Source organism: Mycobacterium simiae, from assembly GCF_008370645.1.
Classification (GTDB): domain Bacteria; phylum Actinomycetota; class Actinomycetes; order Mycobacteriales; family Mycobacteriaceae; genus Mycobacterium; species Mycobacterium simiae_A.
On sequence record NZ_VTZN01000023.1, the window covers coordinates 16,968 to 34,474 of the forward strand.

General features: G+C 64.3%; 19 protein-coding genes. 3 read left to right on the top strand and 16 right to left on the bottom strand.

The window, feature by feature from the left end; translation table 11 throughout:
• Window positions 1-144: 144 nt before the first annotated feature.
• The 8 genes from truB to F0Q45_RS06225 all read right to left on the bottom strand — a co-directional run bounded on the left by truB (window position 145) and on the right by F0Q45_RS06225 (window position 6,619).
• Complete coding sequence (gene truB / locus F0Q45_RS06190; RefSeq protein WP_149653106.1) at window positions 145-1,041, bottom strand: tRNA pseudouridine(55) synthase TruB; 897 nt, start codon at window positions 1,039-1,041, stop codon at window positions 145-147.
• On the bottom strand, window positions 1,038-1,721 hold the full coding sequence (gene pptT, locus F0Q45_RS06195; RefSeq protein WP_149653107.1) for a 4'-phosphopantetheinyl transferase PptT: 684 nt from the start codon (window positions 1,719-1,721) through the stop codon (window positions 1,038-1,040). The genes truB and pptT overlap by 4 nt, the downstream gene beginning before the upstream one ends.
• Window positions 1,718-2,683, bottom strand: coding sequence for a metallophosphoesterase family protein (locus F0Q45_RS06200; protein ID WP_149653108.1), 966 nt, complete (start codon window positions 2,681-2,683; stop codon window positions 1,718-1,720). The genes pptT and F0Q45_RS06200 overlap by 4 nt, the downstream gene beginning before the upstream one ends.
• 45 nt (window positions 2,684-2,728) lie before the next feature.
• A complete protein-coding gene (locus F0Q45_RS06205; protein ID WP_149653132.1) occupies window positions 2,729-3,289 on the bottom strand; it encodes an LppA family lipoprotein in 561 nt (186 codons plus the stop codon).
• Between the two features lie 95 nt (window positions 3,290-3,384).
• Window positions 3,385-3,945 (bottom strand): LppA family lipoprotein, encoded by a 561-nt coding sequence (locus F0Q45_RS06210; protein WP_149653133.1) that lies wholly within the window; start codon window positions 3,943-3,945, stop codon window positions 3,385-3,387.
• A gap of 95 nt (window positions 3,946-4,040) precedes the next feature.
• Window positions 4,041-4,601: an LppA family lipoprotein gene (locus F0Q45_RS06215; protein ID WP_149653109.1), complete on the bottom strand. Its 561-nt coding sequence runs from the start codon at window positions 4,599-4,601 to the stop codon at window positions 4,041-4,043.
• Entirely contained in the window at window positions 4,601-6,289 is a 1,689-nt protein-coding gene (locus F0Q45_RS06220) for an alpha/beta hydrolase family protein (protein WP_149653110.1), read from the bottom strand. Before F0Q45_RS06220 ends, F0Q45_RS06215 begins: the two co-directional genes overlap by 1 nt.
• A gap of 3 nt (window positions 6,290-6,292) precedes the next feature.
• Complete coding sequence (locus F0Q45_RS06225; protein WP_149653111.1) at window positions 6,293-6,619, bottom strand: WXG100 family type VII secretion target; 327 nt, start codon at window positions 6,617-6,619, stop codon at window positions 6,293-6,295.
• 165 nt (window positions 6,620-6,784) lie between these two features.
• On the opposite strand from F0Q45_RS06225, the gene F0Q45_RS06230 reads away from it, so the two are divergent.
• Entirely contained in the window at window positions 6,785-7,366 is a 582-nt protein-coding gene (locus tag F0Q45_RS06230; RefSeq protein ID WP_149653112.1) for a DUF3558 domain-containing protein, read from the top strand.
• A gap of 15 nt (window positions 7,367-7,381) precedes the next feature.
• Window positions 7,382-9,064, top strand: a complete 1,683-nt coding sequence (locus F0Q45_RS06235) for a CocE/NonD family hydrolase (RefSeq protein WP_262490890.1) — start codon at window positions 7,382-7,384, stop codon at window positions 9,062-9,064.
• Here F0Q45_RS06235 and F0Q45_RS06240 read toward each other — a convergent pair.
• From F0Q45_RS06240 to F0Q45_RS06255, 4 genes are all read right to left on the bottom strand, one after another.
• A complete protein-coding gene (locus F0Q45_RS06240; RefSeq protein ID WP_149653113.1) occupies window positions 9,023-9,568 on the bottom strand; it encodes a DUF1802 family protein in 546 nt (181 codons plus the stop codon). The genes F0Q45_RS06235 and F0Q45_RS06240 overlap by 42 nt on opposite strands.
• Entirely contained in the window at window positions 9,565-9,825 is a 261-nt protein-coding gene (locus tag F0Q45_RS06245; protein WP_149653114.1) for a DUF2277 domain-containing protein, read from the bottom strand. The genes F0Q45_RS06240 and F0Q45_RS06245 overlap by 4 nt, the downstream gene beginning before the upstream one ends.
• A gap of 28 nt (window positions 9,826-9,853) precedes the next feature.
• Entirely contained in the window at window positions 9,854-11,074 is a 1,221-nt protein-coding gene (locus F0Q45_RS06250; RefSeq protein WP_149653115.1) for a PPE family protein, read from the bottom strand.
• 83 nt (window positions 11,075-11,157) lie between these two features.
• Window positions 11,158-12,366 carry a PPE family protein gene (locus F0Q45_RS06255; RefSeq protein WP_149653116.1) on the bottom strand — a complete coding sequence of 403 codons (1,209 nt, stop codon included), beginning with the start codon at window positions 12,364-12,366 and terminating at the stop codon, window positions 11,158-11,160.
• A 233-nt stretch (window positions 12,367-12,599) separates the two neighbouring features.
• Between F0Q45_RS06255 and F0Q45_RS06260 the strand changes: the two genes are divergently transcribed.
• Window positions 12,600-13,349, top strand: coding sequence for an enoyl-CoA hydratase (locus tag F0Q45_RS06260; RefSeq protein ID WP_149653117.1), 750 nt, complete (start codon window positions 12,600-12,602; stop codon window positions 13,347-13,349).
• A 6-nt stretch (window positions 13,350-13,355) separates the two neighbouring features.
• Here F0Q45_RS06260 and F0Q45_RS06265 read toward each other — a convergent pair whose 3' ends face one another.
• The 4 genes from F0Q45_RS06265 to F0Q45_RS06280 are packed head-to-tail and all read right to left on the bottom strand — an operon-like array spanning window position 13,356 to window position 17,495.
• Window positions 13,356-14,438, bottom strand: coding sequence for an ABC transporter ATP-binding protein (locus F0Q45_RS06265; protein WP_149653118.1), 1,083 nt, complete (start codon window positions 14,436-14,438; stop codon window positions 13,356-13,358).
• Window positions 14,431-15,747: an ABC transporter substrate-binding protein gene (locus F0Q45_RS06270; protein ID WP_149653119.1), complete on the bottom strand. Its 1,317-nt coding sequence runs from the start codon at window positions 15,745-15,747 to the stop codon at window positions 14,431-14,433. The genes F0Q45_RS06265 and F0Q45_RS06270 overlap by 8 nt, the downstream gene beginning before the upstream one ends.
• A gap of 6 nt (window positions 15,748-15,753) precedes the next feature.
• Entirely contained in the window at window positions 15,754-16,599 is an 846-nt protein-coding gene (locus tag F0Q45_RS06275; RefSeq protein WP_149653120.1) for a carbohydrate ABC transporter permease, read from the bottom strand.
• Complete coding sequence (locus F0Q45_RS06280) at window positions 16,596-17,495, bottom strand: carbohydrate ABC transporter permease (RefSeq protein WP_149653121.1); 900 nt, start codon at window positions 17,493-17,495, stop codon at window positions 16,596-16,598. Before F0Q45_RS06280 ends, F0Q45_RS06275 begins: the two co-directional genes overlap by 4 nt.
• Window positions 17,496-17,507 lie beyond the last annotated feature (12 nt).

Sequence of the window (17,507 nt, forward strand, 5' to 3'; positions counted from 1 at the left end):
GTACGCCGTGGACCGACCGGACACCGGTCTCTACAGTCTGCAACTTCGGCTCGTGGCGATCGCGGGCGAGGGGCACTGCTGGATCGTCAAGGACGTCGCCGCTGCTCGGGTAGGGCGGCACCGGTCGGGCTTAAGCAGCGGCCCTTACCGGTTCGCCGGGCGGATCACGACCACGGACTGGGTCCGCCGACCCTCGTCACGCAGCAGCGCAATCACCCGATCGGCGGCGTCACTGGCGGCATAGATGCCGTCGATACCGGCTGGCGTGAGCGGCCGGCCGTTGGCGACCGCCTCAACTTCCGCGCCGCTGAGGTCGCGGCGCGGAAACAGCAGCAGGCACGCTTCGTCCATAGTCAGGCTCAGCCGCGGACGCTCCGCCAGCGCTTCCAGTGAGCGCGCCTGGTCTATGCCGAAGCGACCGACGCGAGTCCGCCGCAACAACGTCAGGTGACCGCCCACGCCCAGCGCGGCACCGAGATCACGGGCCAGCGCGCGGATGTAGGTGCCCGACGAGCAGTCGACGTCGACATCGAGATCGACGACGCCGTCAGGCCCGCTGCGCACAGCCAACACCTCGAACCGGTCGACGCGAACCGGCCGCGCCTTTAGTTCAACGGAATGGCCTTGGCGCGCCAGCTGATAGGCGCGCCGGCCGCCGACCTTGATCGCGCTGATCGCCGAGGGCACCTGTTTGATGTCGCCGCGCAGCGTGGTGATCGTGGCGGTGATCGCCTCGTCCGTGACGTGTGCAGCCGAAACAGACTGCAGCAGTTCACCTTCAGCGTCATCGGTGGTGGTGGACTGCCCCAGTCGGATGGTGGCGAGATACGACTTCGACGCCGCGGTCAATAGTCCGAGGACCTTGGTGGCGCGGTCGACCCCGATCACCAACACGCCGGTGGCCATTGGATCCAGCGTGCCCGCGTGGCCAACCCGGCGGGTAGCGAAGATACGGCGACAGCGCCCCACTACGTCGTGACTGGTCATTCCGGCTGGCTTGTCGACAACCACAAGTCCAGGACCAGCCTGGCTCTGGCTCATAACACGATCGCAGTCAGCACCAGCCCGCGCTCGACCGACCAGCGCCCGGTCAAGGTCCGCAGCGGCGGACCCGACAAGGCTGATGGGTCGATCAAGATGTTGGACGTGAATTGGCCTGTCACTCCGCTGCCATCGGTATCGAAAGTAATGCGCGCGTCCTCGAAGCCCAGCCACCTCTCGGTCAACGGAAACCAGGCTTTGTACGTTGCCTCCTTGGCGCAGAACAGGATTCGGTCCCAGTGCAGCTCGGTCGGTATGCGTGCGGGTATCTCAGCGCGCTCGGCCGGAAGGCTTATTGCATCCAGCACTCCGGTGGGCAATTCGTCGTGGGGTTCGGCGTCGAGGCCTACCGAGCGCACTGCGGCGTTGCGTCCGACCACCGCTCCGCGGTATCCCGTGCAGTGAGTCAGGCTGCCCACCACGCCGTCGGGCCAGCAGGGTTGCCCCTTGTCGCCCTTGAGGATTGGTACCGGCGGCACTCCCAGTTCACGCAGCGCGATGCGGGCGCAGTGCCGGACGGTAGTGAATTCGTTGCGCCGCTTGGCAACAGACCTGGCGATCAGCGGCTCTTCTTGCGGCATCGGCGCCAGGCCGGGCGGGTCGGAATACAACTCGGCATACGCCAGATCCTCGATCACAGTGCCGGGTAACACCGACGACACCAACATGCTCGTCGTCACCGTGACTGCCGCTGCCGCAATCTTTCCCGGAACTTGGCGGCCTGCGCTCGCATTTCGGGAGTAATCACGAAATGACCGCCGAAGTCATTGAGATACCCGGGTGCGTACTGCGGGTCCGGCAGCACTTGGCGCAGCCAGCTGTACGGTTTGCGTCGACGCCACTCCCGCGGATAGCCGACCGACACCTCCTCGAATCGCACGTTGTCGTGCCACGTGGTGCGAGGAATGTGGAGGTGGCCGTAGACAGAGCACACGGCGTTGTAGCGGGTGTGCCAGTCGGCGGTCTTGGTGGTGCCGCACCACAGCGAGAACTCCGGGTAGAACAGCGCGTCGCAGGGCTCACGCACCAAGGGAAAGTGATTTACCAGCACCGTTGGTTGCATCCAGTCGAGCTGCTCGAGGCGAGCCCGGGTGCTGGCGATCCGTTCGCGACACCAGGCAGCGCGGGTGGGGTACGGCTCGGGCGAGAGCAGGTATTCGTCGGTGGCCACCACGCTGCGCTGCTTGGCGATGGCCATGCCCTCGGCCTTGGTGGTGGCGCCGGGCGGCAGAAATGAGTAGTCGTACAGCAAGAACATCGGCACGATGGTGGCCGGGCCACCGCGTTCAGTCCACACCGGGAAAGGATGCTCCGGAGTCACGACGCCTATTTCGTCGCACATATTGACCAGGTATTCGTAGCGCGACTTGCCGAAGATCTGCATCGGATCGCGGTTGGTGGTCCACAGCTCGTGGTTGCCGGGAACCCAGATCACCTTGGCAAACCGCCGCCGCAGCAGGTCCAGCGTCCAGCGAATCTCGTCGGTGCGCTCGGCGACGTCACCGGCCACGATAAGCCAATCGTCCGGCGACGACGGGTGCAACGATTCGGCGACGGGCTTGTTGCCCAGGTGACCGGTATGCAGGTCAGACACCGCCCACAGCGTCGGCTGCGCCCCAGGGTTCCACTCGTGCCGTGTCACGATTAACCAGCCTAACGACCGGGCGAGGTGGAGACGAAATCCTCGCTATGGGGTCGGCGTGGGTTTTGGGGTATCGGTTTGGCTGATCCGACAGTCCGATTGTGCCGTGAGTGATGAAGCTACCTGGGTCCCGAGCTTGAATTCGACGCCGCCAGTTCCAGAAATGTACACATCGTGGTCACCCGGCTTATCCTTCATGACACCAAAGTTGGTGGCGCCGAACTGTTTCGCACCGTCTTTCACGATTTGCACCGCCTGCGCCCACCTGTCGTCGGGGATTGGCCCACTGAACCCGACCATGAAATACGCTGCTTTGGCCCTGGTCCATTCATACTCACCCCCGCAGCCATTCCAGCTATCCATATCCATCGACCAGCTCAACCCAGGCACGAGCGCCGTGATGGCATTGGCCATCTGGGTCACCGCGGCCCGGTACTTGTCCTTGGCGGCCTCCAGCGGCGGCTTGGCGCGTAGTGCGTTCTCCAGTTCGGCGACTTTCTCCGGGCTCAATGGGCCCTCCTCTCCACTACCGGTCCCATGACCGCTGCGACCACACCCCACCGCCATCACACACACCACGGCCAGCCACACCACTAGGCACCGCATCAAGGTGCGCCGGCTGTCCCCGCCATGCCACCGCCCAACTGCTGCAGGACTGGTCTCACACATGATGGCCCGCGGCTTGCGCTAACAGCTGGCCACTACGGCGTCGGCGAGGGCTTCGGAGTGTCGGTTTGGCTGATCCGGCAGTCCGACTGCGCCGTGAGTGATGAAGCTACCTGGGTCCCGAGCTTGAATTCGACACCGCCAGTTCCAGAAACGTACACATCGTGGTCACCCGGCTTATCCTTCATGACACCAAAGTTGTTGGCGCCGAACTGTTTCGCACCGTCTTTCACGATTTGCACCGCCTGCGCCCACCTGTCGTCGGGGATTGGCCCACTGAACCCGACCATGAAATACGCTGCTTTGGCCCTGGTCCATTCATACTCACCCCCGCAGCCATTCCAGCTATCCATATCCATCGACCAGCTCAACCCAGGCACGAGCGCCGTGATGGCATTGGCCATCTGGGTCACCGCGGCCCGGTACTTGTCCTTGGCGGCCTCCAGCGGCGGCTTGGCGCGTAGTGCGTTCTCCAGTTCGGCGACTTTCTCCGGGCTCAATGGGCCCTCCTCTCCACTACCGGTCCCATGACCGCTGCGACCACACCCCACCGCCATCACACACACCACGGCCAGCCACACCACTAGGCACCGCATCAAGGTGCGCCGGCTGTCCCCGCCATGCCACCGCCCAACTGCTGCAGGACTGGTCTCACACATGATGGCCCGCGGCTTGCGCTAACAGCTGGCCACTACGGCGTCGGCGAGGGCTTCGGAGTGTCGGTTTGGCTGATCCGGCAGTCCGACTGCGCCGTGAGTGATGAAGCTACCTGGGTCCCGAGCTTGAATTCGACGCCGCCAGTTCCAGAAATGTACACATCGTGGTCACCCGGCTTATCCTTCATGACACCAAAGTTGTTGGCGCCGAACTGTTTCGCACCGTCTTTCACGATTTGCACCGCCTGCGCCCACCTGTCGTCGGGGATTGGCCCACTGAACCCGACCATGAAATACGCCATCTTGGCGTTGGTCCATACATATTGACCGCCGCAGTGATTCCAGCTGTCCATATCCATCGACCACGTCAACCCAGGCACGAGCGCCGTGATGGCATTGGCCATCCGAGTCACCGCGGCCCGGTACTCATCCTTGGCGGCCTCCAGCGGCGGCTTGGCGCGTAGGGGGTTCTCCAGTTCGGCGACTTTCTCCGGGCTCAATGGGCCCTCCTCCCCACTACCGATCCCATGACCACTGGGACCGCAACCGACCGCCATCACACACACGACGGCCAGCCACACCACCAGGCACCGCATCAATGTCCCCCGGCAGGTAGAGGGCCCGGTGCGCCCGGCATGCCGCCACCCAGCACTGGTGGCAGCAGCGGCGCGCTCACCTTGTTGCCCGGCAGCCCGGCGGCGATCGCCGCCAAGTTATACCCGGACATCCGCAGCTGCGGCTGGCCGGCGGCATCCTGGAAGACCCGTGGGTAGTCGCCATGGGCATACACCCCGTCACGCCAAATGCCGCCAGGGTCAAAACCTGCCTGGGATGACAGCTCCGTCAACCCGGGGGTCAGATAGGGGTTTGGACCCCAACCGTGCAGCGGCGCGAGCGGAGCGACCGCACTGGTGATCAGGTCGTGCGGAGCTTGCATCACATAGGCCTGTCCGTGGTCCAGCCCAAGCTGCGCCGGGCTGTACAGCTCCAGGCCGGGCGAGCCGTAGAACACCACATCGTTGACGGGATGGGCGCCGTGGGCGTTGAGGTCCTGCAAGGCCAGCGACGCCGTCAACGATCCATAGGAGTGGCCCAATACGGTCAGGTGGCCAGTAGGGTTGTTAGCCCGAACCTGCTGCAGGTACCTCGACAGATCGGCAGCCCCCGCCCGTGCCTGCCCGTCGGTCATGGTTTGCCACAAGTCGTGGGCACTTCCAGTGTCAAGCGGGTTGGGAGGCGGGTTGTAGCCCATCCAAGCGATGGCGGCAACAGATGTCGGTAAGCCGGCGTTTTTCAATTGCCGGGCTTCTTCGGCTTGCAGGTTGCGGGCCTCAGTCACCATGCCGGGCAAGGTACCCCGTAGCGTCGACCCGACGCCGGGCACGGTCACCGACACATTGGCGGCGGTGTCAGGATTACCGACCGCCACCGCCGCCAACACCTGCTGGCGTGGGTCCTCGGGAAGATGCAGCTGGGCGAGGTAGGTCTCCGGGGCGTTCCGCAGCGCCTGGTCAACCGCATCAAGATCGCCCAGCCGGCCCTTGGCGGCGGTCAGCTGATCATCGAGGGCGGCGAGTTGACCCAACGCATCGCTGTCGAGGATGCCGTTGTGGTAGTCCGTGGCAGCCTGCGCCACGAGTTGCTCATAACGCCCCTGCAGCTGCCCGATCCGGGCTTGCAGCTTGGCGCGTTCCTCGCGCAGCCGCTCCTCGTTGGCATCGCTGGCAAGCTGTGTCGGCGTCAAACCTTCAGGACCGACCGGCGGGCCAGAGTCAGCCGGAATGGGCGAATCACCGTCCGCCATATTGACCGCTGAGGCCAATTCCTCGTCGACTTCGTTAGCTTCGGCCACAATCACATCCAGCTCAGCCTGCAGCTGGGCTTGCTTGGCCAGCATCCGCGCCCACTCCGCCTCGGTGTATCGCAGCCCGGGAAGCGGCACCACCTTGTTCGATAGCGCAGCGATCGTCAGCTCGGCGGCCGCGGCGTCCTTGCGCAGTGCGGCCAGCTCGGATTGGACCTGCACAATCCCGTCAGCGGCCTTGTCAGCCGCCCGAGCGACGGCCAACGCCTCGAACCCGTGGGCGTCGAGGTCCTGGCGGATAGCCGCGTTTTGGTGTGCCGCCGCCTCGGCGGTCTTACCCCCCGAGCTCGCGAAAATCGACAGCGTCGCTAACTGACGCGACGCCTCGAACGTCACGTCTGCGCGGGCTTTGGCCCCGTGAAACACCTCCCGGACCGCTTGGGCGTCCCACCGTTCGATGTCAGCCACCGTCAACGTCACCGATCACTCCTGAGAGCTGCCGGCGATACCGTCTGCGGATAACCCGACTTGGGCGAGCGCCTGGGCCCGCTGCGCCTCCGCTTCCGCATGCCCGACAGCGGCCTCGTGCAGCCCGCGTGCGTGATCGCCGATCCTGGTCAGCAACGCCCTCGATGCCTCCAGCCAGTCGTCCACTTTGGCGTTGAGCGCCCTCGCCGAGGCGCCCTGCCAGCCGAACTGGGCAGCTTGCATCCGATAGTCAGACGACAGATGTCCGGCCGCCAGGTCCTCACCATGGCCAGTCACCCGCGCCGCTGAGTGCAGCCACTGCTGCGGACTGATCTGAAACACCCGACCTCCTCATGCCCGTCGCAGGCCCTTCATTATGCGTCAGCGGCAGCGAAGGCCGTATTCACCAATGCCGGGCACGGGTAGAACAAGTTCTCGTTTCCCTGTGAGGGCGCCGAGGCGACTTGTACACTCCCGGCAAGAGGACCGCCAAGGGCAGGGGGTGTCGTGTTCGCCAAGGTGCGTCTGGCCGGAGCGTTCGGTGCGCTGGTTACAGCAGCGGTTGCCGGCACGGTGGGCTGGCAAGGCGCCTCCCCCACACCGGCCGACCAAAAGATCGAGCTGCGGTCAACCGCCGCGCCGATGTCGACCACGATGAAGAGCCCAATCGTGGCGACCACCGACCCCAGCCCGTTCGACCCGTGCAATGACATTCCCTTCGAAGCGATCCAGCGGTTCGGTCTGGCCTATACGCCGCCGGAAGCCGAGGAGGGGCTGCGGTGCCACTACGATGCGGGCAACTACCAGCTTGCCGTCGAGCCCATCATCTGGCGGACCTACGCCCAAACACTGCCGCCCGACGCCATCGAAACCACCATCGCCGGCCACCGCGCCGCGCAGTACTGGGTGCTCAAGCCGACGTACCACAACAGCTTCTGGTACTCCTCCTGCATGGTGGCGTTCAAGACCAGCTACGGAGTGATCCAGCAGTCGCTGTTCTACTCCACGGTCTATTCCGAGCCAGACGTCGACTGCCCGTCCACCAACCTGCAGCGGGCCAACGACCTGGCCCCGTATTACAAGTTCTAACTGCCACCCGGGGCTGTGAAGCAGCACAAGCCAAGCGCCCTGACCACCCGAGGCAGCACAGCAGTCGCGGGTGCTGTGGGCGGCCTGCTTGGGCTGCCGCGAGCCACCACCGGCTACCGGGTCAACCACGTCCACGTGCCGATGCGCGACGGCATCCATCTGGTGGCCGACCACTACTCCCCCGTCACCGCTGCGCCCGCGGGCACCTTGCTGGTCCGGGGACCATATGGGCGCGGGTTCCCATTCTCGTTGGTCTTCGCCAGGCTGTATGCCGCCCGCGGCTATCACGTCGTGCTGCAAAGCGTGCGGGGAACGTTCGGGTCGGCCGGAGAGTTCGAGCCGATGGCCCACGAAAGCGCCGATGGCGCCGACACCGTTGAGTGGCTACGGCACCAGCCCTGGTTCACCGGCCGGTTCGGCACGATCGGCTTGTCGTACCTGGGCTTCACCCAGTGGGCTTTGTTGCACGATCCGCCGCCGGAGCTGGCTGCGGCGGTGATCGCCGTCGGCCCCCACGACATGGGCGCCCAGGTGTGGGGCACTGGATCGTTCACTGTGCACGACTTTCTGGGTTGGGCCGCGACGGTGTCACGCCAGGAGGATCCGGTTCGCGTCCGTGCCGCGATCCGCCAGCTGACCTCGCCCCGACGAGTGGCCAGGGCGGTAGCTGAGTTGCCCATGGGCACGTCGGCACGCAAGCTGCTCGGCACGGGCGCGCCGTGGTTCGAGTCTTGGGTGGAAAACGCCGACCACACCGCCGCGTTCTGGGATCGGCTGCGATTTCCGGCCGGGTTGGAGCAGGCGCAGATTCCGATACTGCTGTTGGGCGGCTGGCAAGACGTCTTCCTACGCCAGACGCTGCAGCAGTATCAACGGTTGCGCGACCGCGGGGGCAACGCCGCGCTGACCGTGGGGCCGTGGACACACGGTCAAATGGTCACCAAAGGGCTGGCCACCCATGCTCGGGAATCATTGGACTGGCTAGATGCCCACCTCGGCCGCGCGCCTGCGCTGCGCCGCCCGAGCCGGGTTCGCATCTTCGTCACGGGAAAGGGTTGGCACCATCTTTCAGTTTGGCCGCCGCCGACCACCGAGCGCGCCTGCTATCTACAGCCGGCAGGTCAGCTGGGCGAGATCGCACCGATGGGCGGGACGCCTCCGGCGACGTTCCGCTATGACCCGACCCGTCCAACACCAACCACCGGCGGTCCGCTGCTGGCGCCGACCGGCGGCTACCGCGACGACACGCGGTTGGCGAACCGCGACGACGTGCTGGCCTTTACCGGCACCACCCTCACCGCCGAGATATACGTGTACGGCAACCCCGTCGTCGAGCTGGTACACAGCTCCGATAACCCCAACGTCGACGTATTCGTCCGGGTCAGCGAGGTCGACGCCAAGGGTAGATCCCGCAATGTCAGCGACGGCTACCGGCGCCTGGGCGACGCACCGCAGCGAGTCCGCATCGAGCTCGACGCTGTCGCGCACCGATTCAAAGCCGGCTCGCGTATCCGTGTGCTCGTTGCCGGCAGTTGGTTCCCGCGCTACGCCCGCAACCTCGGCACCGAAGAGCCGACACTAACGGCCCGACAGGTCACCCCGGCGATCCATTCGGTGCATTTCGGCGATTCCCGGCTGCTGCTGCCGGTCGGCGACTCACCCGACGGCGTCACGGACCCGGGCAGCGACCTCAGATAGCACTGCCCCCTCATGGACCGGCGCGGCCAGGCTCGGGGCAATCGGCAACTGTACCCAGCTCGTGCAACCCCCGTATTCGGGCAGGCGGGCCAGTCGCACGGGCTCGATCAGCGGAATCGCGGATACCACCAGGACGGCCAGTTTGTGCTTGGGCCGAAAGTCGAGCCGGTCGGCATGTATGGACTCGGCGGTCCAGATATGCAGATCCTGGATCCGCTCCAGCCGCTCCGGTCGGTTAACCAGCAGTGCGGCAACAACTTTCGCTGCGGCGCGCACCAGCACGTGCCGGTCGGCGTTGTCCACGGCTGCGGGCGCCAACAAGTCGCGATGCTCACGGCGCACCCGCTCGGCATGGCTGTGCGCGACCGTTGGGAACAGCAAGAACTCCTGGGCGGCAACCTCGAAACGCTTCTCGCCAATGCCGCCCTTGCGTAACAGCACGGTTTGGCGGCCGTCCAGCAGCGCGTGAACGGCCGCGCTCCATTCCTTCAGCGCGGGCGTCACTGGGATCGGGCCACGACCTCAGGCCGGCGCAACGGCGGAATGGTTTTCGGCGGCTGACGCCGTGGCGGTAGAGCCGCCAGCAATTGCGTTGTGGCAGCGGTGACTTCGGCGACCGCAGCTTCGAACACGTCGGCGTGGGCCGCTGACGGATGGGTGATGCCACTGACCTTGCGCACGTACTGGCGTGCCGCAGCCGCAATCTCCTGCACTGTGGCTGGCGGTTCCAGGCCTCGCAATTCGGTGATGTTCCGACACATGCCTCAACGATAGGCGCGATGCAGCTGGCTACCCCGCAGATGGTGGGCGTTGCATCACCCGGTAGCGGAATCCGTATCGGTGATCAGCCGCGGTGGTGTGCCTGCCAGCCGCAGCCATCGGCATGCCCTGCAAGAAAGCGTTGGACTTCGCGTTCGCCAAGGAGGCGACAACATCGAGCTGCTTCTCCCAGGCGGTGGCGGGTAACGCCCGAACGCTGGCGCCCCAACTACTCGGCGTCGATAAGGATCCTGTCGACCCAGCCTGACCCATCACCGCCGACACCGGTCTGGCCAGGCTGTCCAGGCGCTCCCAATACTGCTCGGATGGCCCGACACCGCGGGTTGCTCCGATGTGGAGCTTCGGACCCCAGTTGTTAGCAACAGAGGATCCTGAGTCGCCGGCGCCGCCCGGCGAGCCCGGAATAGCTTGCTGCGCGATCGAGGCAATGAATTGCCCCATCCCGACTCCGAAATAGCTCAACCCGGCCAGCCGAACGAATGCGGTCCGTTCCGCGGGCGTGATGTTGGGCAAATGCGCCTCGAGCCATGCCGCGAGGGCTAAGTACCACGGGAATTGAGAATTCGATGAAAGATGTTCCAACGCAAGCGATACCGTCGACGTAGAGGCCAGCTCCCAAGCCTTCGACGACATCGCTGCCCGGCTTGCGCTGGTAGCGGCGGCGGCTTTGCCTACCGCGGCCGCTCGCGGAAGCGGGCCCGCCGAATTGGTGGTCGCTGGGGCCGCCGTGAAAGGTGTCAGCACGGTGGCGGCCGCCGAGGACCCGGCGTAGCAATACATCGCGGCAGCGTCTTGGGCCCACATCTCGGCGTACTCGGCCTCGGTGGCCGCGATCGCCGCGGTGTTCTGCCCGAAGAAGTTGGTGGCGATCAACGTCATCAGCAAGACGCGATTGCCGGCAACCGCCGGCGGGGGCACCGTCATGGCAAAGGCGGTCTCGAAAGCGGCGGCCGCCGCCCGAGCCTGGCCAGCAGTCTGTTCAGCCAGAGTAGCGGTGGCATGAAGCCAGGCCACATACGGCGTAGCTGCGGCCAGCATGGAAGCGGCTGCCGGACCAATCCACGGCGCGTTAGTCAGCTCGGCAAGCACTGCTGCATAGCCCGCGGCCACCACGCCCAGCTCAGCTGCCAGCGCATCCCAGCCGCCTGCGGCCGCCAGCATGGATCCCGATCCTGGACCGTCATAGATGCGTGCCGAATTGATCTCTGGAGGCAGTGCTCCGTAATCCATGGGCATCATCGGGGTGCCCTCGATTGCTCGCCGTCACCCGCAGGGCCAACTCTCATCTGGTGAGCTGTCGTCGCTGTCACGTCTTATCCGGCGAACGGCGGGCGCGCCATCACGGTGGGGCGCACACCATATCGGGGACCGGAACCACTCGCGCTGTGCCCCGGCCCGCTGAGCGGCATGCCGCCCAGCAGGTTTCCGGCGCCGCCGCCCTCGGGCGCAAACTTGAGCGTTTCGATCGGCATGCGGGTTGGGATTGCGTTGGAGTCCGGCAGCGCTTGCGCCCAGGTGGGCGGAACCGACAACCGGCCGATCGAGGGGGCATGGCCCAAACCGGCTGATACCTGCTCGCCGCCGCCCATCAGCCCACCCAATCCCGCTAAACCGCCCTGGGCGGCGCCGCCAGCGGCCGCAGCGGCCGTGGTCGCGCCCCCAATCAACCCCAAAGTTTTCCCCGACTGAACAAAGTTGTTTGCCATTCCAATGCTGAAGTAGGGCAGGCCCTCGGTGTTGTAGAAAAAGCTGGCGTATGGCTGCAAATCGGTCAGCAACGCCGCAATCGATGTCGGAAAAGTTGACGTTCCGAACAGGATTTGCCACAGCCACCCAAAGGGCGAAGTGGACGCTGTGCTTTCGGCAAGCGGCGTCGCGAGTCCTTGGAGCACCTTGGGGATTCCCGAAATAAGTCGGGAAAGCGTTGATTGGCTGGTGCCGGCCGCGGTAGCAGCGGCGCGCGCGACCGCACCGGATTGGCCGGTCGCAGCGCTCGGGTCCACGATCTGCGGCGGCTGTCCAAACGGGGTCAACGTACTGGCCGAGGCAGTGGCGGCGGCGTACTCGTACATGGCTGCCGCATCCTGGGCCCACATCTGGCCGTACTGGGCTTCCAAGGCAGCGATCGCCGCGGTGTTCTGGCCGTAGACATTCCTCGCCACTAATTGGGCCAACTGCATCCGGTTAGCCACGATCAGGGGCGGTGGCACCACTGCGGCCAAGGCAACCTCGTAGGCGGCCACTGACGCTCTGGCCTGCATAGCCGTCTGATCTGCTTGGGCGGCGGCGGCCCTCAGCCACCCGATGTAGGGCGCGACGGCATCCGCCATCGCCGTCGACGCCGGGCCCAGCCACTCCTCCCCGGCCAGCTGGGTGACCAGGGTTTCATAACCGGCGGCTGTCGAATCCAATTCAGCGGCCAGCCCACTCCAGGCCGACGCCGCCGTCGTCATCGGTGTCGCCCCGGGTCCGGTGTACATGCGCGCTGAGTTGACTTCCGGTGGTAAGCCACCAAAATCCATCGCCTAGTCTCCTTGCTGAAGTGGCGGCGTTCGCCATCGACGCATGCACCTGCGCTTACGTCGAAAAGTGATGTGGCTAACAGTTTGCATCACAATAATTTTTATATGCACCTATTAGCTGACCGGAAGAAAGAGTAACGTCCCCACGGCCCATCGGCCAAGCGAGGGCACGATTGTTCACCCGACGTACACGGGGCGTCAGGGCCCTGTTTGCAAGTGGCTACGGTGAGGTCATGACCGACGAAATCTTGCTGATCGAAACCGACGAGCGAGTGCGCACCCTAACCCTCAACCGTCCCCAGTCCCGCAATGCGTTGTCCGCGAAGTTGCGGGACCAATTCTTCGTGGCCCTGGCTGGTTCCGCGGCCGACGATGACGTCGACGTCGTTATCCTCACTGGTACCGATCCGGTGTTCTGCGCGGGACTGGACCTCAAAGAGCTGGGCGGGCAAACGGCATTGCCGGACATTTCGCCGCGCTGGCCGGCGATGACCAAACCGGTGATCGGCGCCATTAACGGCGCTGCGGTGACCGGCGGGCTCGAACTAGCGCTGTACTGCGACATCTTGATCGCCTCGGAGCGGGCACGTTTCGCCGACACGCACGCCCGGGTAGGCCTGCTACCCACCTGGGGGCTCACCGTGCGGCTGCCGCAGCAGGTGGGTGTCGGCCTGGCCCGGCGGATGAGCCTCACCGGCGACTACTTGTCGGCCCGCGATGCACTGCGCGCCGGCTTGGTGACCGAGGTGGTTCCGCACGACCAACTATTGCCCGCCGCCCGCCAGCTCGCGGCGTCCATCGTCGGCAACAACCAGAACGCGGTCCGGGCGCTGCTGGCCTCCTACCATCGCATCGACGAATCGCAGACGGCTGGTGCGCTGTGGCTGGAAGCGACGGCGGCCAGGCAATTTCGGACCAGCGGCGACGATATCGCGGCAAACCGTGAGGCGGTGCTCAAACGCGGACGGTCCCAGCTGGGCTAGCTGCCCTCAGCAAATACGAACCTCGGTCTGGCTGTCGAAGAAGCACGATTCGCGTAGTGCCGGCACGATCCCTAACGATTCACCGACACTGACTGCGGTACGGCGGTCCACCCGGAACACGATGCGTTGCCCGCGTAGCAACCACCCGTCCTGATGCGCCGGGCTCGCGTACACGAAGGACTCGAAGCCCAGCTCCTCGACCAATTCGACCTGGACGGTCAATGACCCCGGAGTGTTGGCCGGCGCCACATCCCAGGACTCCGGCCGAACACCGATGAGCACCTGGCCGACCACCCCGCGCGGCACCGGTATTGCCAGGTCCAACGATGTCACGACACCGTCAGCCACGGCGGCCTCGAAGAGGTTCATCGCCGGTGCGCCGATGAAGGTGGCGACGAAGGTATTGGCCGGATTGTCATACAGCGTCCGCGGCGTATCAACCTGTTGCAGCACACCGTCTTTGAGCACGGCAACCCGGTCGCCCATCGTCATCGCTTCTACTTGGTCATGAGTGACATAGACAGTGGTGGTGCCCAGTTGACGCTGCAATCCTGAGATCTGCGACCTGGTGCTCACTCTCAGCTTGGCATCCAGATTTGACAGTGGCTCGTCCATGCAGAACACCTTCGGGCGGCGCACAATCGCACGTCCCATCGCCACCCGTTGACGCTGGCCGCCCGAAAGCTTCGACGGTTTACGGTCAAGTAGTGCGGTTAATTCCAACATTTCGGCGACTTCAATCACGCGCTGCCGAGCCGCGGCCCGCGACATGCCGGCGTTGCGCAGGGCAAAACTCATGTTGGCGGCCACCGTCATATTCGGATATAGCGCGTAGTTCTGGAACACCATTGCGACGTCGCGCGCCCGCGGCGGTAGCTGGGTGACTTCCATATCGCCGATGGTGATGGCGCCGCTTTCCACTGATTCCAGCCCAGCCAGCAGGCGTAGCACTGTGGACTTGCCGCAGCCGGAAGGACCCACGAGGACCAGGAATTCGCCGTCGGCGATGTCGAGGTCCAAAGTGTCGACGGCCAGCGCGTCCGCACCGGGATAGCGATGGGTGACAGCGCAATACTGAACCCTAGCCATGACCCGGCAGCTTTCGTTTGATCTGGCGGTCGAGGATGCCCTGCAGCTGATGGTTGATCTTGGTGAACGTGTTGGTTACGTTAGCTCCCTTGAGCCCAATGGTTTCCAGGCCGGCGGAGATGATCCGGTTACCGCCCGGCAGGAAAACACGGGCGTAGTCCTGCGGTCGCGTGTGTGGAAGCTGGTCCAAAGCGACTCGGGCACAAGGGTTGTCTGCCAGGTATTGCTGCTCACCGGGATCGTCGACGGCCGACTTGCGCACCGGCAGATAGCCGGTGCGCTGGCTAAAATACGCAGTACTTGCCGGATTGGTGACGAACTCGATGAACCTGAGGGCGTTTACTTTTCGCTCCTGGGAGAGCTTGGTGGGGATCGCCAGGCCGGCTCCGCCTGTTGGGCAGCCGGGGGCTCCGCCCGGGCCGGTGGGCAATGGCGCCGCGCCGACCTCGAAACGTGCGGTGGCGGCGATGCCGTTCAATGAACCCGTGGATGCCACGGCCGAGGCCAGGATGCCGGTGGCAAACTCATTGGCGACATCGTTAGCGATCGTCGCGTACCCCTTGCGGTGAATGGAATCCCGGTAAAAGTCGCCGGCCGCGATGGTGGTCGGGTCGGTGAACTTCAGGGTCCACTCGTCGGAGTAGGCCCCGCCGAATGTCCAGTTCGGACCCTGGAAGGTCCACGAGATGAGTATGGCGTTGGCCCAGCCGAGCGCCGACTTGTTAGCACCGACGGCGCGCTGCAGCTGGGGACCCCATTCGTCGAATTCGGGCCAGGATCGTGGACCGCGGTCGGGTAGACCGACCTGATCCCATATCGCCTTGTTGTAGTAAAACAGTGGAGTCGAGCGGGCATAGGGTAATGCGTAGTGTCGGCCCTCGAACTTGTAATCGGCCAGTAGCGAGTCAACGTAATCCGGTGTGTCCAAACCGACTTGGTAGAACAAGTCGTCCAGCGGAGCAATGACACCGCTGAGGGCAAAATGAAACCACCAGATGTCGTCTAACAAAACCACGTCGGGCACGTCGGTTCCGATCAGCGCCGCATTGAACTTCTGCGCCACTTCCTCGTAGTTTTTGCCGGCGTCGATCAGCTTGGCCGACAAACCGGAAAACTGATCCTGGAAACGGCCGATCAGCTGCTTTTCCACCGCAGTCGACTGGCCAGGATGGCTGGACCAGAACTCGATTGGACCGGAGCCGGACTTTACCGATCCGCCGCCGCCCATTCCCGCGCAGCCGGCCGCCACGCCGGTGGCGGCCGCGGCACCAGCCAGCGCGAGGAACTGTCGGCGGCTCACGGTATCCATGGCACGCTAACCCTTGACCGCACCCGAGGTGAGGCCCTTAATCATCTGCCGCTGCAGGACGATGAAGATAAACAGGATGGGTAGCATCGCCAGCAGCGTCACCGCCATCACCGGACCCCAGTTAGTCACACCCTCGGCCTGCTGCAGGAAGGTCAGCCCCACCGGCAGCGGGGCCACCGATTCGTCATCAGACATCAAGAACGGCCACAGGTACTCATTCCATTCATTGACCACCGTGATGACGCCGAACGCCACCATGGTGGGCCCCGACATCGGTAACACCACCCGCAGGAGAAGTTGCCACCAGCGTGCGCCATCCATGCTGGCCGCTTCAATGACCTCAGGGGGCAGCGACAGAAAGTGGTTGCGCATCAAGAATGTCCCGAATGCGACACCCGCCAGCGGCAGGATGATGCCCGCAAAGGTATTTTGCAGACCCAATTGTGAGATCACCGCGTAGTTGGAAATCACAGTGATCTGATTGGGCACCATCAAGGTCGCGACGATCAGCAAGAACACCGCGTTCTTGCCCGGAAAGCGCAGAAACACCAAACCGAACGCGCTGAGCACGCCGAGCACAAACTTCACCACGGCCAGCACCGACGTGATGATCACCGAGTTGCGCAAATACGTCCAGAACGCGATCTGATGAGTGGCCGTCCGATAGTTCTGCGGGTGCCAGTGCGGCGGCCACCACGTTGTGGGCTGGGAGTAGATATCGGGCTGATCCTTGAACGAGGTGAAGAACACGAACAGCAGCGGCCCGGCGATCAGCACCACAACCAACGACATCGCGGCATAGCCGGACAAACGCACCGTTGTCGCGGTGACGCGACGGGTTTCTGGCGTCATTGCCGCTGTCCCCGATCCATCACCCGCACCTGGTAATAGGTGACGGCCAGCAGAACCAGGAACATGATGGTGGCGACGGCGGCGCCGTAACCGGCCCGGAAGTTCCTGAACGTCTCCAGGTACACCTGGTAGACCATGGTGGTGGTGCCGGTCTCCTCCGGGCCACCGCCGGTCATGACGTTGATCACGTCGAACACCTGCAGCGAGTTGATGAGCACCGTGATCGACAAGAAAAAGGTGGTGGGACGCAGCTGCGGCAAAAGCACGCGACGAAACTTCGTCCACCGGCTGGCGCCGTCGATTTCGGCCGCTTCCAACAAATCTCGGCGTACTCCCTGCAGTGCGGCTAGATAAATCACGAACGTGTAGCCCAGGTTCTTCCAAATGTAGGTAACCGTTACCATAAATAGCGCCCATGGCGCATCCTGGTAAAAGTCGGGCACGTCAACTCCGATGCGCCTCAATAAGTCTTGCACCAGACCGAAATGCGGATCGAACACAAACTGTGCTGCCAAGCCAACAGCGGCACCAGAAATCACAAATGGCGCGAAAACGGTTGAGCGCACAAAGTTTCGGCCACGCAAGGGCTGATCGAGCAGCATGGCCAGCACCAGCCCCAGCGCCATCGAGCCGACCACCGCTGCGGTGGTAAACACCAGCGTGTTGAACACTATTTGTCGGGTGTCGTCGCGGGTGAGCCACTCGGTGTAGTTGGAGATCCCAACAAAGTCGGCTCGCGGGTCGGAGATATTCCAATCGAAGAACGACAACCTAATGTTGTCGGCCAATGGCCGATAAATGAACAGCAGCAACAACCCAACATTGGGGCCCACCAACGCGACGAACAGCGCGTAATCTTGCCACGGCCGATGCCGATGTGGCCGCGTTATCGTCACCGGCGCAGTGTA

Excerpts from the sequence above, each read along its gene's own strand:
- truB (WP_149653106.1), bottom strand. The coding sequence starts at position 1,041 with ATGAGCCAGAGCCAGGCTGGTCCTGGACTTGTGGTTGTCGACAAGCCA.
- F0Q45_RS06205 (WP_149653132.1), bottom strand. The coding sequence starts at position 3,289 with ATGCGGTGCCTAGTGGTGTGGCTGGCCGTGGTGTGTGTGATGGCGGTG.
- F0Q45_RS06210 (WP_149653133.1), bottom strand. The coding sequence starts at position 3,945 with ATGCGGTGCCTAGTGGTGTGGCTGGCCGTGGTGTGTGTGATGGCGGTG.
- F0Q45_RS06215 (WP_149653109.1), bottom strand. The coding sequence starts at position 4,601 with ATGCGGTGCCTGGTGGTGTGGCTGGCCGTCGTGTGTGTGATGGCGGTC.
- F0Q45_RS06245 (WP_149653114.1), bottom strand. The coding sequence starts at position 9,825 with ATGTGTCGGAACATCACCGAATTGCGAGGCCTGGAACCGCCAGCCACA.
- F0Q45_RS06250 (WP_149653115.1), bottom strand. The coding sequence starts at position 11,074 with ATGGATTACGGAGCACTGCCTCCAGAGATCAATTCGGCACGCATCTAT.
- F0Q45_RS06255 (WP_149653116.1), bottom strand. The coding sequence starts at position 12,366 with ATGGATTTTGGTGGCTTACCACCGGAAGTCAACTCAGCGCGCATGTAC.
- F0Q45_RS06260 (WP_149653117.1), top strand. The coding sequence starts at position 12,600 with ATGACCGACGAAATCTTGCTGATCGAAACCGACGAGCGAGTGCGCACC.
- F0Q45_RS06265 (WP_149653118.1), bottom strand. The coding sequence starts at position 14,438 with ATGGCTAGGGTTCAGTATTGCGCTGTCACCCATCGCTATCCCGGTGCG.
- F0Q45_RS06270 (WP_149653119.1), bottom strand. The coding sequence starts at position 15,747 with ATGGATACCGTGAGCCGCCGACAGTTCCTCGCGCTGGCTGGTGCCGCG.
- F0Q45_RS06275 (WP_149653120.1), bottom strand. The coding sequence starts at position 16,599 with ATGACGCCAGAAACCCGTCGCGTCACCGCGACAACGGTGCGTTTGTCC.